Source organism: Bacillus sp. SIMBA_154 (assembly GCF_046536015.1).
Taxonomy (GTDB): Bacteria; Bacillota; Bacilli; order Bacillales; family Bacillaceae; genus Bacillus; species Bacillus pumilus_P.
Window position 1 is genome coordinate 33,452 of the sequence record NZ_JAWJBV010000015.1, and the last position, 17,540, is coordinate 50,991.

Annotated in this window: 15 protein-coding genes; 13 read left to right on the forward strand and 2 right to left on the reverse strand. The window is 41.8% G+C overall.

Annotated elements, in window-relative coordinates:
* Nucleotides 1-83: 83 nt before the first annotated feature.
* Together R0K30_RS16815 and R0K30_RS16820 are read left to right on the forward strand one after the other, a co-directional pair.
* Nucleotides 84-1,985 (forward strand): transglycosylase domain-containing protein, encoded by a 1,902-nt coding sequence (locus tag R0K30_RS16815; RefSeq protein ID WP_410611801.1) that lies wholly within the window; start codon nucleotides 84-86, stop codon nucleotides 1,983-1,985.
* An 18-nt stretch (nucleotides 1,986-2,003) separates the two neighbouring features.
* Nucleotides 2,004-2,414: a thiol-disulfide oxidoreductase DCC family protein gene (locus R0K30_RS16820; RefSeq protein WP_099727103.1), complete on the forward strand. Its 411-nt coding sequence runs from the start codon at nucleotides 2,004-2,006 to the stop codon at nucleotides 2,412-2,414.
* A 244-nt stretch (nucleotides 2,415-2,658) separates the two neighbouring features.
* Here the strand turns inward: R0K30_RS16820 and R0K30_RS16825 are convergent, their stop codons facing one another.
* Nucleotides 2,659-3,216 (reverse strand): YufK family protein, encoded by a 558-nt coding sequence (locus R0K30_RS16825; protein WP_099727102.1) that lies wholly within the window; start codon nucleotides 3,214-3,216, stop codon nucleotides 2,659-2,661.
* A gap of 185 nt (nucleotides 3,217-3,401) precedes the next feature.
* On the opposite strand from R0K30_RS16825, the gene malK reads away from it, so the two are divergent.
* The 7 genes from malK (at nucleotide 3,402) to R0K30_RS16860 (ending at nucleotide 12,385) form a co-directional block, all read left to right on the forward strand.
* Complete coding sequence (gene malK / locus R0K30_RS16830) at nucleotides 3,402-5,000, forward strand: malate sensor histidine kinase MalK (protein ID WP_410611804.1); 1,599 nt, start codon at nucleotides 3,402-3,404, stop codon at nucleotides 4,998-5,000.
* The gene (locus tag R0K30_RS16835) at nucleotides 4,993-5,700 is read left to right on the forward strand and encodes a response regulator (RefSeq protein WP_099727100.1); all 708 of its coding nucleotides are present in this window, start codon (nucleotides 4,993-4,995) and stop codon (nucleotides 5,698-5,700) included. Before malK ends, R0K30_RS16835 begins: the two co-directional genes overlap by 8 nt.
* Nucleotides 5,701-6,096: 396 nt before the next feature.
* Nucleotides 6,097-7,179: a BMP family lipoprotein gene (locus R0K30_RS16840; RefSeq protein WP_099727099.1), complete on the forward strand. Its 1,083-nt coding sequence runs from the start codon at nucleotides 6,097-6,099 to the stop codon at nucleotides 7,177-7,179.
* Between the two features lie 157 nt (nucleotides 7,180-7,336).
* Nucleotides 7,337-8,872, forward strand: coding sequence for an ABC transporter ATP-binding protein (locus tag R0K30_RS16845; protein WP_099727098.1), 1,536 nt, complete (start codon nucleotides 7,337-7,339; stop codon nucleotides 8,870-8,872).
* Nucleotides 8,865-9,911, forward strand: a complete 1,047-nt coding sequence (locus R0K30_RS16850; RefSeq protein WP_410611807.1) for an ABC transporter permease — start codon at nucleotides 8,865-8,867, stop codon at nucleotides 9,909-9,911. The genes R0K30_RS16845 and R0K30_RS16850 overlap by 8 nt, the downstream gene beginning before the upstream one ends.
* Nucleotides 9,912-10,871 (forward strand): ABC transporter permease, encoded by a 960-nt coding sequence (locus R0K30_RS16855; protein ID WP_099727096.1) that lies wholly within the window; start codon nucleotides 9,912-9,914, stop codon nucleotides 10,869-10,871.
* Nucleotides 10,872-11,047: 176 nt separating this feature from the next.
* A complete protein-coding gene (locus R0K30_RS16860; RefSeq protein WP_410611810.1) occupies nucleotides 11,048-12,385 on the forward strand; it encodes a 2-hydroxycarboxylate transporter family protein in 1,338 nt (445 codons plus the stop codon).
* 74 nt (nucleotides 12,386-12,459) lie between these two features.
* Here R0K30_RS16860 and R0K30_RS16865 read toward each other — a convergent pair whose 3' ends face one another.
* Nucleotides 12,460-12,669 carry a hypothetical protein gene (locus tag R0K30_RS16865; RefSeq protein WP_099727094.1) on the reverse strand — a complete coding sequence of 70 codons (210 nt, stop codon included), beginning with the start codon at nucleotides 12,667-12,669 and terminating at the stop codon, nucleotides 12,460-12,462.
* A gap of 219 nt (nucleotides 12,670-12,888) precedes the next feature.
* Between R0K30_RS16865 and R0K30_RS16870 the strand changes: the two genes are divergently transcribed.
* From R0K30_RS16870 to R0K30_RS16885, 4 genes are read left to right on the forward strand one after another with little or no spacing between them, the layout of a single operon-like run.
* A complete protein-coding gene (locus R0K30_RS16870) occupies nucleotides 12,889-15,294 on the forward strand; it encodes a Na+/H+ antiporter subunit A (RefSeq protein WP_410611812.1) in 2,406 nt (801 codons plus the stop codon).
* Nucleotides 15,291-15,722, forward strand: a complete 432-nt coding sequence (locus R0K30_RS16875; RefSeq protein ID WP_099727092.1) for a Na(+)/H(+) antiporter subunit B — start codon at nucleotides 15,291-15,293, stop codon at nucleotides 15,720-15,722. The genes R0K30_RS16870 and R0K30_RS16875 overlap by 4 nt, the downstream gene beginning before the upstream one ends.
* Complete coding sequence (locus tag R0K30_RS16880) at nucleotides 15,722-16,063, forward strand: Na(+)/H(+) antiporter subunit C (RefSeq protein WP_099727091.1); 342 nt, start codon at nucleotides 15,722-15,724, stop codon at nucleotides 16,061-16,063. The genes R0K30_RS16875 and R0K30_RS16880 overlap by 1 nt, the downstream gene beginning before the upstream one ends.
* Nucleotides 16,056-17,534, forward strand: a complete 1,479-nt coding sequence (locus R0K30_RS16885; protein ID WP_099727090.1) for a Na+/H+ antiporter subunit D — start codon at nucleotides 16,056-16,058, stop codon at nucleotides 17,532-17,534. Before R0K30_RS16880 ends, R0K30_RS16885 begins: the two co-directional genes overlap by 8 nt.
* Nucleotides 17,535-17,540 lie beyond the last annotated feature (6 nt).

A 17,540-nucleotide genomic window follows, 5' to 3' on the forward strand; every position in this document is an offset into this window, starting at 1 on the left:
TGTCTAGATGCCTTCTCTACTAGACTTCACGCCCGTTCTTTTCTAAAAATAACCTTCTCGTATTCGCAAAAGAATGGTACGATATGGCTAGAAATCTGAAGAAAGTGAGTGACCTCATGTTTCGTGCAATCATTGGTTGGTTATTACTTGCTGCCCTCATCCCACTATTTGTTCTGACTTTTTATCTATCAAAGGAAGAAGCTGCAAGTGTAAAGCCTGTTAACAAAGTGCTTGATCAAAAAATCAAGCTGGAAAAGATAGATTTTTCCCAAAACAGTTATATGTATGATCGGGATGGTTCTCTTATCTCCGAGATCGTATCGAACGATGAGAACCGCGTTTTCGTGAAATACGATAAAATCCCTGATCCTGTGAAGGAGCTGTTCCTCCGCTCAGAGGACCGCAACTTTTATGACCATAAAGGCATTGACTTTATGGGAGTTGTTCGCGCCCTTGCCGCAAATGTCAAAAACCAAGGCATTAGCCAAGGAGCCAGTACCATCACACAGCAGTTATCCCGCAACTTATATTTAAGCCATGAACGTTCGTTCAGCCGAAAGTTTACAGAGCTGCTCTATTCCTATGAACTAGAGCGTAAATTCACTAAAGATGAAATTCTCGAAAGCTATTTAAATACGATTTATTTCAGTAACGGTGTTTACGGTGTAGGTTCTGCGGCTAATTACTATTTTGATAAGCCGCTTAGTTCTTTGTCGCTGGCACAGATGGCATTTATCTCTGCTATTCCAAACAACCCAACGCTGTATGACCCATTGAAACAATTCAAACACACAAAGAAACGCCAAGAACGGCTGCTCGGTATTTTGAAGAAAGATGGCGTCATCACCAAGAAGCAATACAAAAAAGCCGTCAAAGAAAAAATCAGCTTGTCCTTAAGTGAAAAGAAAAATCTTTACCCTGACTATGTGACATATGCCAATGAGGAATTTACCGATCTTGTGTCTGATCAGGAAGGCTTTACAAAACGATTGAAGAAGGCCAAAACAGCAGGAGCGAAAAAAGCCATTCAAAAAGATTTATCTGAAAAGGTCAGTGCCCTGCTCCAGGATGGCGTGAAGATTTATACAGCACTTGATCCTTCCTTACAGCAAAGAGCGGTCTATCAGCTCAATACTCAATTGCCTTATCAAGGTGTGGAAGGCGGATCAGCAGTCATTAACCATGAAACCCATCAAATTGTTGCACTTGCTGGCGGGAAAAACTACAAAAAGTTTGATTTCAACTACGCCTATCAAGCGCAAAGACAGCCCGGTTCTGCGATTAAGCCGCTTTTAGACTATGGTCCTTATATTGATCAAACCGGGGCAACGGCTTCAAGCACCATCAGTGCCGGCAAGTTTTGCAGCAGCGGATACTGTCCGCAGAACTATAATCATAAAACGTATGGAACGGTCACACTTGAAACAGCCTTTAAGAATTCTTACAATACCCCTGCAATCCGAATGCTGGATACAGTCGGTGTCAAAAAAGGCTTCAGCTATTTAGAGAAATTCTCATTCGAGCATATTGTAGCGGATGATTATCGTCTTCCTTCTGCACTTGGAGGATTTACGAAAGGCTTCTCACCGCTAGAAATAACGGATGCGTATACCGTCTTTGGCAATCAAGGTGCCTACACGCAAAGTCATTCAATCACAAAGGTGACAGACTTAAACGGCAAAACCCTTTACAAGTGGAAGGAATCGCCGAAGCAAGTGTATTCTCAGCGTACAAATGAAACGATGCGCAAACTGCTTACCTCCGTTGTGCAAAGTGGAACAGGAAAAAAAGCGAATTTCAATTCCCCATACATCGGTGGTAAAACGGGGACATCCAATGACTACAAAGACATTTGGTTTGTTGGGCTGACCGATCAATACACAATGGGTGTATGGGTCGGAAGAGATAGAGGAACCGTTGAATCCATTTATAGCTCAAGCCCGCACTTACGTATTTGGAAAAATACGATGCAATACGCCAGATAAACAGGAGGTTTGATTGCGATGCATTCAACACATCCACCCCATTTAATTTTATTTGACGGTGTCTGCAACGTGTGCAGCGGCGCTGTTCAGTTTGTGATTAAGCGTGATCCGAATGAGCGGATGATGTTTGCTTCATTACAATCAGATACAGGGCAGCGAATTTTACAAGAACATGGTTTGCCTTTAGATGAGTTCAATTCATTCATTTATATTGAAGAAGGCACTCTTTATATGAAGTCGACAGGCATTTTAAAAGCTGCACGGCATCTAACAGGAATATACCGGTGGAGCTATTTGCTCCTCGCCATTCCGCGTCCAATCCGCGATTGGTTTTATCAACTGATCGCGAAAAACCGCTACAAATGGTTTGGTCAAAAAACATCCTGTATGATGCCTACACCCGATATTCAAAAACGATTTCTTTCATAAAAAAAGCACCCTCCATCATCAGAGGATGCTCAGATTGTTGACAAAGGGCTAAAATGATCTTTATTTTAGCCCTTTGTCTTCTTTTCAGCGTGATAGAAAACCCTTGAAGTCTAGGAAGGACGAGTACCGGAGCGGAGCGAATTTGACATTCGTGAGCACCGGCACGCAGGACTGACACCGAATGCGAGGGGTTGTCTACACGCTGAGCATCCTCCATCATCGGAGGATGCTTTCTTTCGTCTGTTTAAGCAGGCAGACTCGCCATCACACTGTTATAAAGCTTAATAAATAAGTACAAAATGCCGATCAAAAACGTGGCCCAAAATAGCAAAATAAACATCATAAATCCAATTAAATTCAGCATAGAGAGCGATTGATAAATGCGTACAATAACCCAGATAAAATAAACAAGACTTGCTAAAACAAAAAGTCCCACAAGCAGAATCAGCTGCTGCGTCAACAGAAAGGCAAGTAAGCTGGCAAACAAATAAACAACGGATGCAATCCGAATTTTCTTTAAGTTCTCCCCTTCAGGGTCCTTTGCGAAAAAAAGTAGCGCCAGCTCTAACACCGTATCTGCAATCAGTTTTAAGGCAGATAAGATCATAAAATAAATAAGTGCACATGCGGCAAAAAGAGCAAGACGGATGCCCTGTTCTGAAAAGAACTCCAGCATTCCTTTTAAAATACCTGCCTGAGTCAAGAAATCAGTGATGATGCCTACTGTAAAAATCGAAAAAGCAGAGCTGAATAGTAAAATAGAAATCAGCGGAAAATATCCAGTCAAATATGTATTTTTCATAAATAGTTCCTTTCTCATAAGCTCACATTTATTATGGCTCACTTAAAACGGATTGACAAGATACTTTCAACGTAAAATGGGAACAGCATCAAATTTGTGTTTTTGCACGTACATTCCTTCACAAACTTACATTTTCCCGTTAAAGTATTACTATTACGAAAAAATCGTGAGTTAGGGGTATACTCGTGAAAAAAACTTTAAGACTGCAAACACGGCTGACGATCTTTGTCTGTATCGTTGTCCTGATCTCCATTTGTATCACATTCTTTACGATATGGTCGGAAACAGCCAAGAACATTCATCAGCAGGAACGTGACATTGCCCTCTCCACTGCCAAAATGGTCGCAGAGGCACCGATCACGGCGGAATCATTAGAAAATCATTCATACTCAGCACTGCGTGAATATACAACAAGTGTTCAGCGAATCACCAAAACTGAATTTGTTGTCGTCATGGATATGAACGGCATCCGCAAAACACATCCGAATCCGCAAAAGATCGGGAAGCCGTTTGCTGGCGGTGATGAAAAACCGGCATTACACGGTAAAGAACATATTAGTACGGCTTCTGGAACACTAGGCAGATCCATGCGTGCTTTTGTTCCTGTTTATGATCAAAACGGAAAGCAGCTCGGGGCTGTAGCAGTAGGGATTACGTTAAAGGAAATTGATTTGATTATTCATCAAAGCTTACTTCCGCTCTACTTCGTCACATCACTTAGCCTTCTGTCTGGCATTATCGGTGCACTCATTGTTGCGCGAAAAGTGAAGAAGATTATGTTTGGGCTGGAGCCGGATGAGATCGCCACATTATTAAAAGAAAGAAGCGCCATGCTAGAATCAACAAAAGAAGGCATTCTTGCCGTTGATCAGCACGGTAAGATTAAGCTCGCCAATCTAGAAGCCAAACGCCTCTTTCATAATATGGGCATTCAAGTTGATCCTAGAGAACAAGATGTTCAGACTCTCCTCCCTTCAAGCGGCTTAAAGCAAGTGATTGAAACACGCAAGCCTCTGCTTGATCGTGACGTGAGAATGAATGGACTGGAACTTGTCTTTAACGAGGTGCCGATTACGGTAAAAGGTGAGATTGTTGGGGCGATTGCTACCTTCCGTGACAAAACAGAAGTCAAACACCTCGCTGAGCAGCTAAGCGGCGTCAAGATGTATGCCAATGCCCTTCGTGCCCAGTCACACGAATTTATGAACAAGCTTCATGTGATTTTAGGATTGGTCCAGCTCAAAAATTACGAGGACCTTGGCACCTATATCAAAGATATAGCAATTTATCAGCAAACAGAAACAAATGAAATCATCAACCATGTGAAAAACTCTGTCTTAGCAGGATTTTTACTAGGAAAACAAAGCTACATCAGGGAACAAGGCGCTACCTTAGAAGTCATTTGCAGCACACAAGTCCCAAACACAGAGGACCCAGCAGTGACGCATGATCTCATTACCGTTATCGGCAACTTGTTAAATAACGCACTCGATGCTGTTTCTCATACAGAAATCAGAAATATCTCGATCTCATTCCGATACGTCCAGGAGCAGCTTCATATTGAAATCACGGACACAGGTGTCGGTCTGACAAAAGAAGAACAGAACATCATGTTTGATCAAGGCTTTTCAACAAAAGGAGAAGACAGAGGATTCGGGCTCTACTTCGTTGACCAAAGCATCAAAAAATTGAACGGACATATGATTGTCACGAGTGAAAAAGGAGAAGGAACGACCTTTAGTCTCCGCATTCCGTATAAACAAAAGGAGGATTCACATGATTAATGTGTTAATAGTAGAAGATGATCCAATGGTTGGGGAGCTAAACAAACGCTACTTGAGCCAAATAGATGGCTTTGAGTTAAAGGGAATCGCCACCTCCTTTCAGAAGGCACTAGAATGTTTAAAAACAGAAGTCATTCATCTTGTACTGCTCGATATTTATATGCCTGGACAAAATGGGCTGGCGCTATTATCAGAAATTCGTCAGCAAAATCATTCCGTTGATGTCATCGTCATTTCTGCTGCGAATGAAGTCGACGTTGTGCAGCAAACGATGCGAAACGGAGCCGTTGATTATTTAATCAAGCCCTTTGAATTCGAACGATTCCAATCAGCTTTAGCAGAGTATAAAAGAAAACACGCCTTGTACCAATCGATGAACAGCATCTCGCAAAATGATTTAGATGCGAAGCTCTTTCATAAAAAAGCAGAGGCGGAAAAAGTCCTTCTGCCAAAAGGCCTGACCAAAAGCACCCTCAAACTTATCTGGACAAGCATTCAATCATTTGGTCAGCAGGCTTTCACGACCGAAGACCTAGCCAATCATACAGAAATCTCTCAAGTCTCTATTAGAAAATACTTGAAATTCCTTGAGGACATCGAAGTAGTTGATGTGGAAATGGCATATGGGACAATTGGACGTCCTGTTTTCCAATATAAACTCAATACAAGCAATATGAATTTAATCCAGCAATATCTATAATTTGACGCATCTGACCTTTCACAAAGGCCAGATGTTTTTTTATGGCATGCGATGTAACAAACCCCTTGATATCAGTAGTTCCACTGTAATAGAGCACATTGCAAAAGCGGCATTATATCATATTTCAGTCTATAAAAAAAGACATCGAATGAAGCCTTTTAACATTTTTTTTAAAATAAAACAAATTTCTATTTATTTATTCGATCGGAAATGATAAATTATGATTGATTAGTTCAACGAGATATAAGTCTGATGTCTTACATCTTCTCTCCTGCACTCCATAAGTTTCTTGAGAAAGCAGGATAAAATACCCTTTTCACAAGGAAGAGAAGATAGAGGTCGGTCATTTTTCGCGAGACTTTTCTGAAACTTTTAAATTTTATAGGGGGTTATGTTTTGAAGAAGCGCAAAATTGGACTAGCATTGTCCTTAGTCGTAGCAGCAGGAACCATCCTTGGAGCATGCGGCAACTCCGGCTCAAACAGCGGTGAAAGCAAAAAAGATAAAGATCAATTCACTGTTGCAATGGTAACTGACGTCGGTGGTGTCGATGACAAATCATTTAACCAATCAGCTTGGGAAGGTCTACAAGCATTTGGGAAAGACAACAATTTAACAAAAGGTAAAAACGGTTTTGATTACTTACAATCTAAATCAGATGCTGACTATACAACAAACTTAAACACACTTGCTCGTGAGAAATTCGACCTCATTTATGGAATTGGTTTCTTAATGCAAGATTCTATTAGTGAAATCGCAGATCAACGTAAAAAAAATCACTTTGGTATCGTTGATGCAGTAGTGAAAAAAGACAACGTAGCAAGCATTATGTTTAACGAAAACGAAGGATCATTCCTTGTTGGTGTTGCAGCTGCTCTTTCTACAAAGTCGAACAAAATCGGTTTTGTTGGCGGCGTTGACTCTGAATTAATCAGAAAATTCGAAGTTGGATTCCGCGCAGGCGTTGAAGCAGCTAACCCGAAAGCAAAAGTTGAAGTGAAATATGCTGGGGCATTCGATAAAGCAGACATCGGTAAAGCAACAGCTGAAAGTATGTACAAATCTGGCGTCGACATCATTTATCATGCAGCTGGCGGCACTGGAACTGGTGTCTTCACAGAAGCGAAAAACCTGAAAAAAGCTGATCCTAACCGTAAAGTTTGGGTCATCGGTGTAGATAAAGACCAGTATGACGAAGGAAAGGTACCTGGAACAAAGCAAAGTGTCACTCTTACTTCTATGATTAAGAAAGTAGACACAGCAGTACAAGACTTAACGACGAAAGCAAAAGAAGGTAAATTCCCTGGCGGCGAAGTGATCACATACGGTCTGAAAGAAGGCGGCGTTGACATCTCTCCATCTCAGGACAACCTTGACAAAGATGTATTGAAGAAAGTAGAAGAATGGAAACAAAAGATCATCAAGGGCGAAGTCAAAATCCCTGCAACACGTGATGAACTAAAAGATTTTAAAGCTTAATTTGAGCATCGGGATAAGCGCCTTATCCCCTTGCCTCTCCTTTACCTCCTCTTTATTCGTAAAAGGTGGTAAAAGAAAAGCTGCAGCCTTGATTTGCAGCTTTTCTTTTGCTAGTTTTTATCTTCATCAGCACCCTAAAAAAGGAGCGGTTAAACCTGTGGATTATGTCATTGAAATGTTGAATATACGCAAAGAATTCCCTGGCATTGTAGCAAACGACAACATTACGCTGCAGCTAAAAAAGGGCGAAATTCATGCGCTGCTTGGTGAAAACGGCGCTGGAAAATCAACGCTCATGAACGTACTTTTCGGACTATATCAGCCTGAAAAAGGTGAAATCAAGGTACACGGAAAACCTGTGACCATCTCTAGTCCAAATGATGCTAGTGATTTAGGCATCGGAATGGTGCATCAGCACTTTATGCTTGTCGATACATTCACTGTTGCTGAAAACATCATTTTAGGGAAAGAGCCAAAGAAGTTTGGAAAGATTGATAAAGAACAAGCCATACAGCAAGTGCAAGAGCTTTCTGACCGCTATGGTTTGAAAATAGACCCTGCCGCAAAAGTATCTGACATCTCTGTCGGAATGCAGCAGCGTGCAGAAATCTTAAAGACACTTTACCGCGGCGCTGACATTTTGATCTTCGACGAACCAACAGCCGTCTTAACACCTCAAGAAATAAAAGAACTCATACAAATTATGAAAAATTTAATCAATGAAGGCAAATCCATTATTTTAATTACCCACAAGCTGAAAGAAATTATGGATGCCTGTCATCGCGTCACCATTATTCGAAAAGGCCAGGGCATTCGTACACTTGATGTGGAAAGCACCAATAAAGACGAGCTTGCAAGCTTAATGGTCGGCAGGGAAGTTTCATTTAAAACAGACAAAAAAGCAGCCTCTCCTGCTGAGGAAGTGCTTCAAATTCAAGATCTGACAGTAAAAGACGCACGAGGAATCGAAGCAGTCAAACAACTGAACCTCTCAGTGAAGGCTGGCGAAATTGTAGGAATTGCTGGGGTAGATGGCAATGGTCAATCTGAATTAATTGAAGCCATTACAGGTCTAAAAAAATCAGAATCCGGCACGATCATGCTAAACGGGAAAGCCATTCAAAACCTCCCGCCTCGTAAGGTCACCGAATCTGGTATTGGACATATTCCTCAAGACCGTCATAAGCACGGACTTGTGCTCGATTTTTCAATAGGAGAAAATATTTCCTTACAAACATATTATCAGCGCCCTTACTCGAAATTTGGCTTGATGAATATGAAAAACATTTATCAAAAAGCAAAACGAATCATAACTGAATATGACGTACGGACACCGAGTGAATATACAGAAGCACGCGCCCTGTCAGGCGGTAACCAGCAAAAAGCCATTATCGGCCGTGAAGTTGACCGAAATCCTGATTTATTAATTGCCGCTCAGCCGACACGTGGACTTGATGTTGGTGCGATTGAATTTGTTCATAAGCGCCTCATTGAGCAAAGGGACACAGGCAAAGCCGTCCTCCTCATCTCATTTGAGCTTGATGAAATTATCAATGTCAGTGATAAGATTGCTGTGATTTTCGAAGGCAGCATGATTGCCATTGTTGATCCAAAAGAAACAACAGAGCAGGAGCTTGGTCTATTAATGGCTGGAAGTACGCAACAGGAAGTGGGGAAAGAAGCAAATGTCTAATCGCTTAACAAATCTGCTGATTCCGCTGATAGCCATTGTACTTGGTCTTTTCGTTGGGGCCATTATTATGCTTGCAAGCGGCTATAGTGTCATCGAAGGCTATGGCGCCCTTTGGAATGGCGTCTTCGGTGAAACATATTATATGGGAGAAACCATCAGACAAGTGACACCTTATATTTTATCAGGACTTGCTGTTGCCTTTGCATTTCGGACAGGCCTCTTTAATATCGGGGTAGAAGGTCAAATGCTCATTGGCTGGGTAGCTGCTGTATGGGTCGGAACAACCGTCCATGCACCTGCCTATATCCACCTGCCTCTCGCACTCATCACGGCTGCTGCCGCAGGTGCATTATGGGGCTTTATTCCTGGATTTTTAAAGGCACGTTTTTATGTCCATGAAGTCATTGTCACCATCATGATGAACTACATTGCCCTTCATGTGACGAACTATTTGATCTCAAATGTCTTAACAAACAATAAAGATAAAACAGAAAAAATTGATGCCACTGCCTCGCTTCGCTCTGGATTTTTTGAGCAAATAACCGATTTCTCACGAATGCATAACGGCATTTTTGTTGCCATTATTGCGGCAGTCGTGATGTGGGTCATTATTCAAAAAACCTCTAAAGGCTTTGAATTACGGGCTGTCGGGATGAACCAGCAGGCATCACATTATGCCGGCATGAACGTTCGCCGCAATATCATTTATGCGATGCTCATTTCAGGTGCTTTTGCAGGGCTTGCAGGCGCAATGGAAGGTCTTGGCACATTTGAATATGCCTCTATTAAAGGCTCGTTTACAGGCGTCGGTTTCGACGGAATCGCTGTTGCCTTATTAGGTGGAAATACAGCCATTGGTGTCGTTCTTGCTGCACTATTACTTGGTGGATTGAAGGTCGGTGCTTTAAATATGCCGCTTGAATCTGGCGTACCGACTGAGGTCGTTGATATTGTCATTGCGATCATTATTCTTTTCGTCGCCTCAAGCTATATTATCCGTCTTGTCATTCAACAAATGAAGAAAAAGGGGGGAAAATAAGTGGGATTTCTGCAAATTCTTGAAATCATCGTCCCAGCTACACTTGTTTATGCTGCACCACTTATTTTAACCGCTCTTGGAGGCGTCTTTTCAGAAAGATCAGGTGTTGTCAATATCGGTCTTGAAGGTTTGATGGTCGTCGGAGCATTTTCCAGTATTATCTTTAACCTATTTTTTGCTGATACGTTTGGGGCCTTGACCCCGTGGCTTGGGCTTCTCGTCGGAATGGTCATTGGCGGATTGTTCTCACTTATTCACGCTGTTGCGACCATTACGTTTAGAGCAGATCAAACGGTTAGTGGTGTTGCCATTAACATGCTTGCGCTTGGCGCTACACTGTTTGTCGTGAAACTTATTTACGGGAAAGCACAAACTGATAAAATTACAGAGCCTTTTTATAAAGGAGATATTCCCCTTTTAAGTGATATTCCGATTATTGGTGATATCTTCTTTAAAGATGTCTATTATACATCCATACTTGCATTAGTTCTTGCGGTTGTTGCTTGGTTCGTTTTATTTAAAATGCCGTTTGGTCTTCGTCTCCGTGCAGTCGGTGAGCATCCAATGGCTGCTGATACAATGGGGATCAAAGTGTACCGGATGCGCTATATTGGCGTCTTCATTAGTGGTCTGTTTGGCGGTCTTGGCGGAGCTGTTTATGCTTCAACCATCGCGCTTGATTTCTCACACGCGACCATTACTGGTCAAGGATTCATCGCTTTAGCTGCGCTTGTATTCGGTAAATGGCATCCATTTGGCGCAATGGGCGCTGCTTTATTCTTTGGATTTGCACAAAGTTTAAGCATCATTGGCTCTCTCTTACCGCTGTTTCAAGATATACCGAACGTGTACATGCTCATTGCCCCATATGTGCTTACGATCCTAGCACTTACTGGCTTCATCGGACGTGCAGATGCACCGAAAGCACTTGGCACACCTTATTTAAAAGGAAAACGATAAATACGATGTATGATCAATCCCCTGAAGGACAAACTATCTTCAGGGGATTTTTGTATGATAAAAACGATAAAACCCCCTGTTTATTTTACTTTTATTACACTTAATTTAGTTTAATAAATAGAAGAGTGTCATTGAATCTTCTACAATTGAGTCAAATAGCATTTGGGGGTGTTTATGTGGCTAATGCACAACAATTGAAATCGATTACAAATGATTCTGACAATAATAAAAGCGTTTTCCGAAAGATCATGTCTTGGAAAATTGGTGTTATTGATCTTCCTGTGTATTTAGTACTTGCAGCGATTATTTTAACTGCCGCTTATTTTAATAAAATTCCAGCAAATATGCTTGGTGGTTTCGCTGTTATTATGATTTTAGGGATTTTCCTTGGAGATGTAGGACAACGTATTCCAATCTTAAAAGATATTGGTGGACCAGCGATTCTTTCTTTATTCGTACCATCGTTCCTGGTCTTTTTTAATGTTCTGAATCCGAACTCGTTGGAAGCGGTTACGTCTCTTATGAAAACGTCTAACTTCCTTTACTTCTATATTTCTGCTCTTGTAGTAGGTAGTATTCTTGGGATGCAGCGAACGGTTTTAGTACAAGGCCTTATTCGTATGTTTGTTCCTCTTGTTGCAGGTACAATTGCAGCTGTGAGTGCCGGAATTCTTGTTGGTCTTTTAGTTGGTTACACACCGCATCATTCGTTCTTCTTTATCATTGTACCGATTATTGCCGGTGGTGTTGGAGAAGGGATTTTGCCATTATCTATTGCTTATTCACAAATTATTGGTGTATCAGCAGAGTCATTAATTTCTCAATTAATTCCCGCTGCTGTTATTGGGAATGTCATTGCCATTATCTGTGCTGGCGCAATGAAGAAGCTTGGTGAAAAACGCCCTGAACTTAACGGGAATGGTCGTCTTGTAAAATCGAAAGAAGCAAACGAAATTTTCGAGCAGCCAGATATGGACGCAAAAGTTGATTTCGGTTTAATGGGTGCAGGTGTACTCGTTGCTTGTACAACCTTCATCTTTGGTGGTTTGTTAGAAAGCTTTGTTCATATTCCAGGTCCAATCTTAATGATTGTTCTTGCAGCATTAATCAAATACTTAAATGTGATGCCTCAGCATCTTCAAAATGGCTCACAGCAGTTCTACAAGTTTGTTTCAAGAAGCTTCACATGGCCTCTTATGGTTGGTCTTGGTATTCTGTACATTCCGCTTGATGATGTAGCAACTGTGATCTCTATTCCATTTGTATGCGTATGTATCGCTGTTGTACTTGCAATGGTTGGTTCTGGTTACTTCGTTGGGAAATTAATGAACATGTATCCAGTAGAATCTGCGATTGTGACTGGCTGCCACAGTGGACTAGGCGGTACTGGTGACGTTGCGATCCTTTCAGCTTCTGGAAGAATGGGGCTTATGCCTTTCGCACAAGTATCTACACGTCTTGGCGGAGCAGCAACTGTTATTTGCGCAACGATCTTACTTAGAATGTTTACTTAATCCATCCAACACTAAAAGCATGAGCCCTCATGAAGGGCACATGCTTTTTTATATTTCTTTTCTCCTATACGACTTTATTCCTCAGCAGAGACCACTCGTATATATTCTCTCGGCTGGAATGGATATTGTCTTGCTTCTTGATAGGTCATATAGAGAAGATGCTCTGAAAACATCGGCCATTCACTTTCTGACTGCCACCTTTTTTGATCATTTCGTTCTATTAAGAATGCTCCTCCTAAAATCGTGCAGAATATGCTTAAGCTGATGCCCGCTTTTAGTTTCATGTAATCAGCCCCTTTAAGAAAAGCATGTACGAAATACAAAACAATATACAACGAGTTTCATTTTTGATAAAATATTTTTTGTGGTCAAAAGAACTCAAAACAAATGCAGTTGGCTGTAAATCAGTTCAAACCAATGCACTATCTCTGTATTTACGCTATAATTTTATTTACCAGTTCTTTAGAACGTGAATTTATATTGATCGAAGGAGGTTTATTTTCTTGCAGCTTATTCACTTCGCCATCCTATCACCTTTTTTGCTTGCGTTTGTTGTGCCCTTTCTTTTTAAATACGTAAGGCGAATACATACGGGGTGGTTTGTTCTTATCCTGCCTATTCTTTTATTTATCTATTTTGTCCAAATGATCACAATCACATCAAATGGGCGAACGTTGTTCTCACAGGCCGAATGGATTCCTTCTCTTGGAATGAATTTCACTGTATATGTAGACGGTCTTAGTTTGTTATTTGCGCTATTGATTACAGGTATTGGCGCACTTGTCGTCTTGTACAGTATTTTCTACTTATCAAAGGAAAAAGAGCAGCTTGGCTCTTTCTATACGTATTTGTTAATGTTTATGACCGCTATGCTTGGGGTCGTTCTATCTGACAACATGGTGGTTCTTTATTTATTTTGGGAGCTAACGAGTATCTCTTCCTTCCTTTTGATTGGGTATTGGTATAAGCGGGAACGCTCTCGTTACGGAGCAACCAAATCACTGATTATTACTGTTTTTGGCGGATTAGCTATGCTTGGCGGCTTTATCCTTATCTACCTGATCACTGATTCATTCAGTATTCGTGAAGCAGTCAATCAGCTTCAGCTCATTATGGCATCGCCTTATTTTATCCCTGCCATGATCCTGATCTTACTAGGTGCCTTTACGAAATCAGCGCAGTTCCCATTTTATATTTGGCTGCCTGATGCAATGGAAGCACCAACCCCTGTGAGCAGTTATCTGCACTCTGCTACTATGGTGAAAGCCGGCATTTATCTTGTTGCCCGCTTCAGTCCAATCTTTGCTATTTCAGAAGTGTGGTTCTGGACCATTTCTATCGTCGGACTTGTCACATTATTCTGGGGATCATTCCATGCCGTCCGGCAAAACGATTTGAAAGCCATTCTGGCCTTTTCTACCGTTAGTCAGCTTGGCATGATTATGCTCATGCTTGGAGTAGGTGCAGCTGCGATTCATGAAAACAATCCTGCCTTTTTCGGTGCAGCCGTTCTGGCCGCTATTTTTCATTTAATCAACCATGCCACGTTTAAAGGCAGTCTCTTTATGGCAGCGGGCATTATTGATCACGAAACGGGCACTCGTGACATTCGTAAATTAGGCGGATTAATGACCATCATGCCTATTACTTTTACGATTACGTTAATCGGTACATTCTCAATGTCTGGACTTCCGCCATTTAATGGTTTCTTAAGTAAAGAGCTATTTTTCACAAGCATGATACGGATCTCTGAAATCAGCTTTACCGATGTTTCCACATGGGGTGCGATCTTCCCAGCCATCGCTTGGCTCGCAAGTGTGTTTACGTTCATTTACAGTATGATGCTCCTCTTTAAAACATTTAGAGGTCGTCTTCATTTAGATCAATTGGAGAAAAAGCCGCATGAGGCACCGATTGGTATGCTCATCCCGCCAATTATTCTTGCTGCACTTGTGGTCACCTTTTTCTTTTTCCCAAATATTCTAGCTTATTCTGTCATTGAACCTGCTATTGCTTCGATTATTCCTGAAGCGATTGAACCAGGAAAACGTTTTGTCGTGAAAATTGGAGCGTGGCATGGATTCCAGCCAGAGCTTTATATGACAATAGGTGTTATTGCTCTAGGGATTATCGGTTATTTGACGTTGTCAAAATGGCGGCCAATGTACAACATATTTAAAGAAAAATGGTCATTTAACTCTTTATATGATCGTTCGCTGACAGGCTTAGAAAAAGGCTCATATCGCCTGACAAACAGCTACATGACAGGTTTCCTTCGTGACTACCTTGTCTATGTGTTTGGTTTCATAATAATCGTGCTTGGTAGCGTGATGTTCTATCAGCAAGCCTTCTCATTTCAAACGGAGCAAGCAGCCCCGATCGGTACGTACGAAGCCATTCTTTCTCTTGTCATGGTGGCGGCGACCCTCACGACTGTGTTTGCCCGGTCTCGCTTAACGGCCATTATTGGGCTAGGTGTCATGGGATACACGCTGTCATTATTCTTCGTGATTTTCAGAGCACCTGACCTTGCGCTCACACAGCTGATTATTGAAACGATTTCTGTCGCGCTGTTTTTACTTTGCTTCTATCATCTGCCACAGCTGAGCTTGAAGCAAAAAACGAGAAGGTTCAAATTGACCAATTTGATCATTTCATTAGGCGTTGGAGTTGTTGTCACCTGTCTTGCTTTCGCTTCAACAAGTCAGCAGTCACTTGACACCATTTCATCCTACTTTATTGAAAATAGCTACAAGCTTGCTGGCGGCGACAACATTGTCAATGTCATTCTTGTAGATTTCAGGGGCTTTGATACACTCTTTGAAATTACCGTGCTCGCCATTGCGGCACTCGGTATCTATGGGTTATTAAAAGCTCAAGGAAAACGGAAGAGAGGCGTGCGGCGATGAGAAAGATTGATACGAATGATATGCTCTTACAAGTCACAACAAAAATCACAGCATTCATCATCTTGCTTTTCTCACTTCACCTATTTCTTGCGGGGCATAACAATCCTGGCGGGGGGTTCATTGGCGGCCTGATGAGTGCTGGGGCTGTCGTCCTTCTGCTCTTAGCCTATGACCTGAAAACAGTGAGACGCATTCTGCCGTTTAACTTTATTTATGTTGCAGCGACGGGGCTGCTCGTTGCGATCCTGACAGGAATGGGATCATTTCTATTCGGTGCACCTTTTCTATCCCATACTTTTGGTTATTTCCAATTACCGTTTCTTGGAAAAACAGAACTGGCAACGGCCGTACTGTTTGATATCGGTGTGTATTTAGTTGTTGTTGGTGTCACCATGACCATTATTCAAACGATTGGAGAGAAGGAATAATGGAATTTCTAATGTCTATTATCGTCGGAATTATTTTTATGGCGGCGACCTATTTATTGCTTTCAAAAAGCCTTCTGCGGGTCATCGTCGGTACTGCCGTTTTGAGTCACGGCGTCCATTTGCTTCTATTAACAATGGGCGGCTTGAAAAAAGGAGCACCTCCTATTTTAAAAGAGGGGCTCACATCCTATGTAGATCCATTGCCACAAGCATTAATTTTAACAGCCATTGTCATTGCTTTTGGTGTGACATCCTTTTTGCTCGTCATGGCCTTCCGTGCCTTTCAAGAGCTTCGAACAGATGACATGGATCAAATGAGAGGAAATGATCAGCATGAATAATCTCGTGATCCTGCCTATTTTAATTCCATTACTAGCCGCGACACTATTGATTTTTATGAATAAGAACATCATGCTGTCGAGAGGCTTTAGTGTCTTCGCCTCTCTTTCAGCCATTATCTGTAATCTCTATTTGGTCCAAACGATTTTCACAAGCGGCATCCAAACACTTTATTTGGGCGGCTGGAAAGCCCCATTTGGGATTGCCCTTGTTGCCGACCAGTTTGCTGCACTCCTTGTGCTGACCGCTTCCATTGTTGGACTTGTCACAGTTCTCTTCTCCTTTCGAACAATTGGTAAAGAAAGAGAGCGGCTGTTCTATTACTCTGGCGTGCAGTTCTTGTTAGCTGGCGTCAGCGGTGCCTTTTTAACGGGAGATATTTTCAACCTGTTTGTGTTCTTTGAATTACTGCTAATGGCATCTTACATGCTCATTGTGTTAGGCGGATCAAAGCCTCAGCTTCGTGAATCATTGAAATATATTGTATTTAATATCATCTCGTCGGCATTATTTATTGTCGGTGTGGCTTGTTTATATGCAGTCACTGGTACACTGAATATGGCTGATTTAAGTGTAAAAATAGCTGAATCGGGGCAAACAGGGTTAATTACTGTCATTTCCATTCTGTTCCTGATTGTATTTGGCTTAAAAGCTGGAGTCTTCCCGCTTTATTTCTGGCTGCCAGGATCGTATCATGCACCGCCGGCAGCGATTTCGGCTTTGTTTGGCGCACTGCTGACAAAGGTCGGCTTATATGCGATTGCCAGAGTCTTTACGTTAATGTTTATACATGATACAGGGTTTACACATACACTCATGGCTTGGCTTGCCGCACTAACGGTCATATTCGGTGTCATTGGGTCTATCGCCTATTCTGATGTGCAAAAGATCGTGATTTATAACATTGTCACAGCTGTTGGGGTCATTTTGTTTGGAATTGCAGCCAATACACCTGCATCACTCCAAGGCGCCATTTATTATCTCATTCACGATATGGTGATCAAAGGCGCATTATTTATGCTGGCAGGTGCACTGTTTGTGTATGCTGGTACCAATAATCTGAAAAAAATGGGCGGGCTGATTCAATCCCAGCCTCTCCTCGGCTGGATGTTCTTCATATCGGCTTTATCCCTTGCAGGTATTCCGCCGCTTAGTGGATTTGTTGGCAAGCTAAAAATTGTTGAAGGTGGATTTTCTGCTGGACACATGACATTTTCTATCCTTGTCTTACTGTCCAGTCTTCTTGTCCTTTATTCGATTATGAGGATTTTCATGCTCGCATTTTGGGGAGAAGAACAGGATCTGCCAAGAAAAAAACCATCGATTAAAGGAATGGTGTACCCTGGAGTACTGCTTGTCCTCTTATCGCTTGCGATTGGATTAGGGACAGAATTCATTGCCCCTTATATCAATCAAGCTGCGGAAATGCTTTCAACACCAGAAAAATATATTCAAGCTGTGCTGAAGGAGTAGATAAAC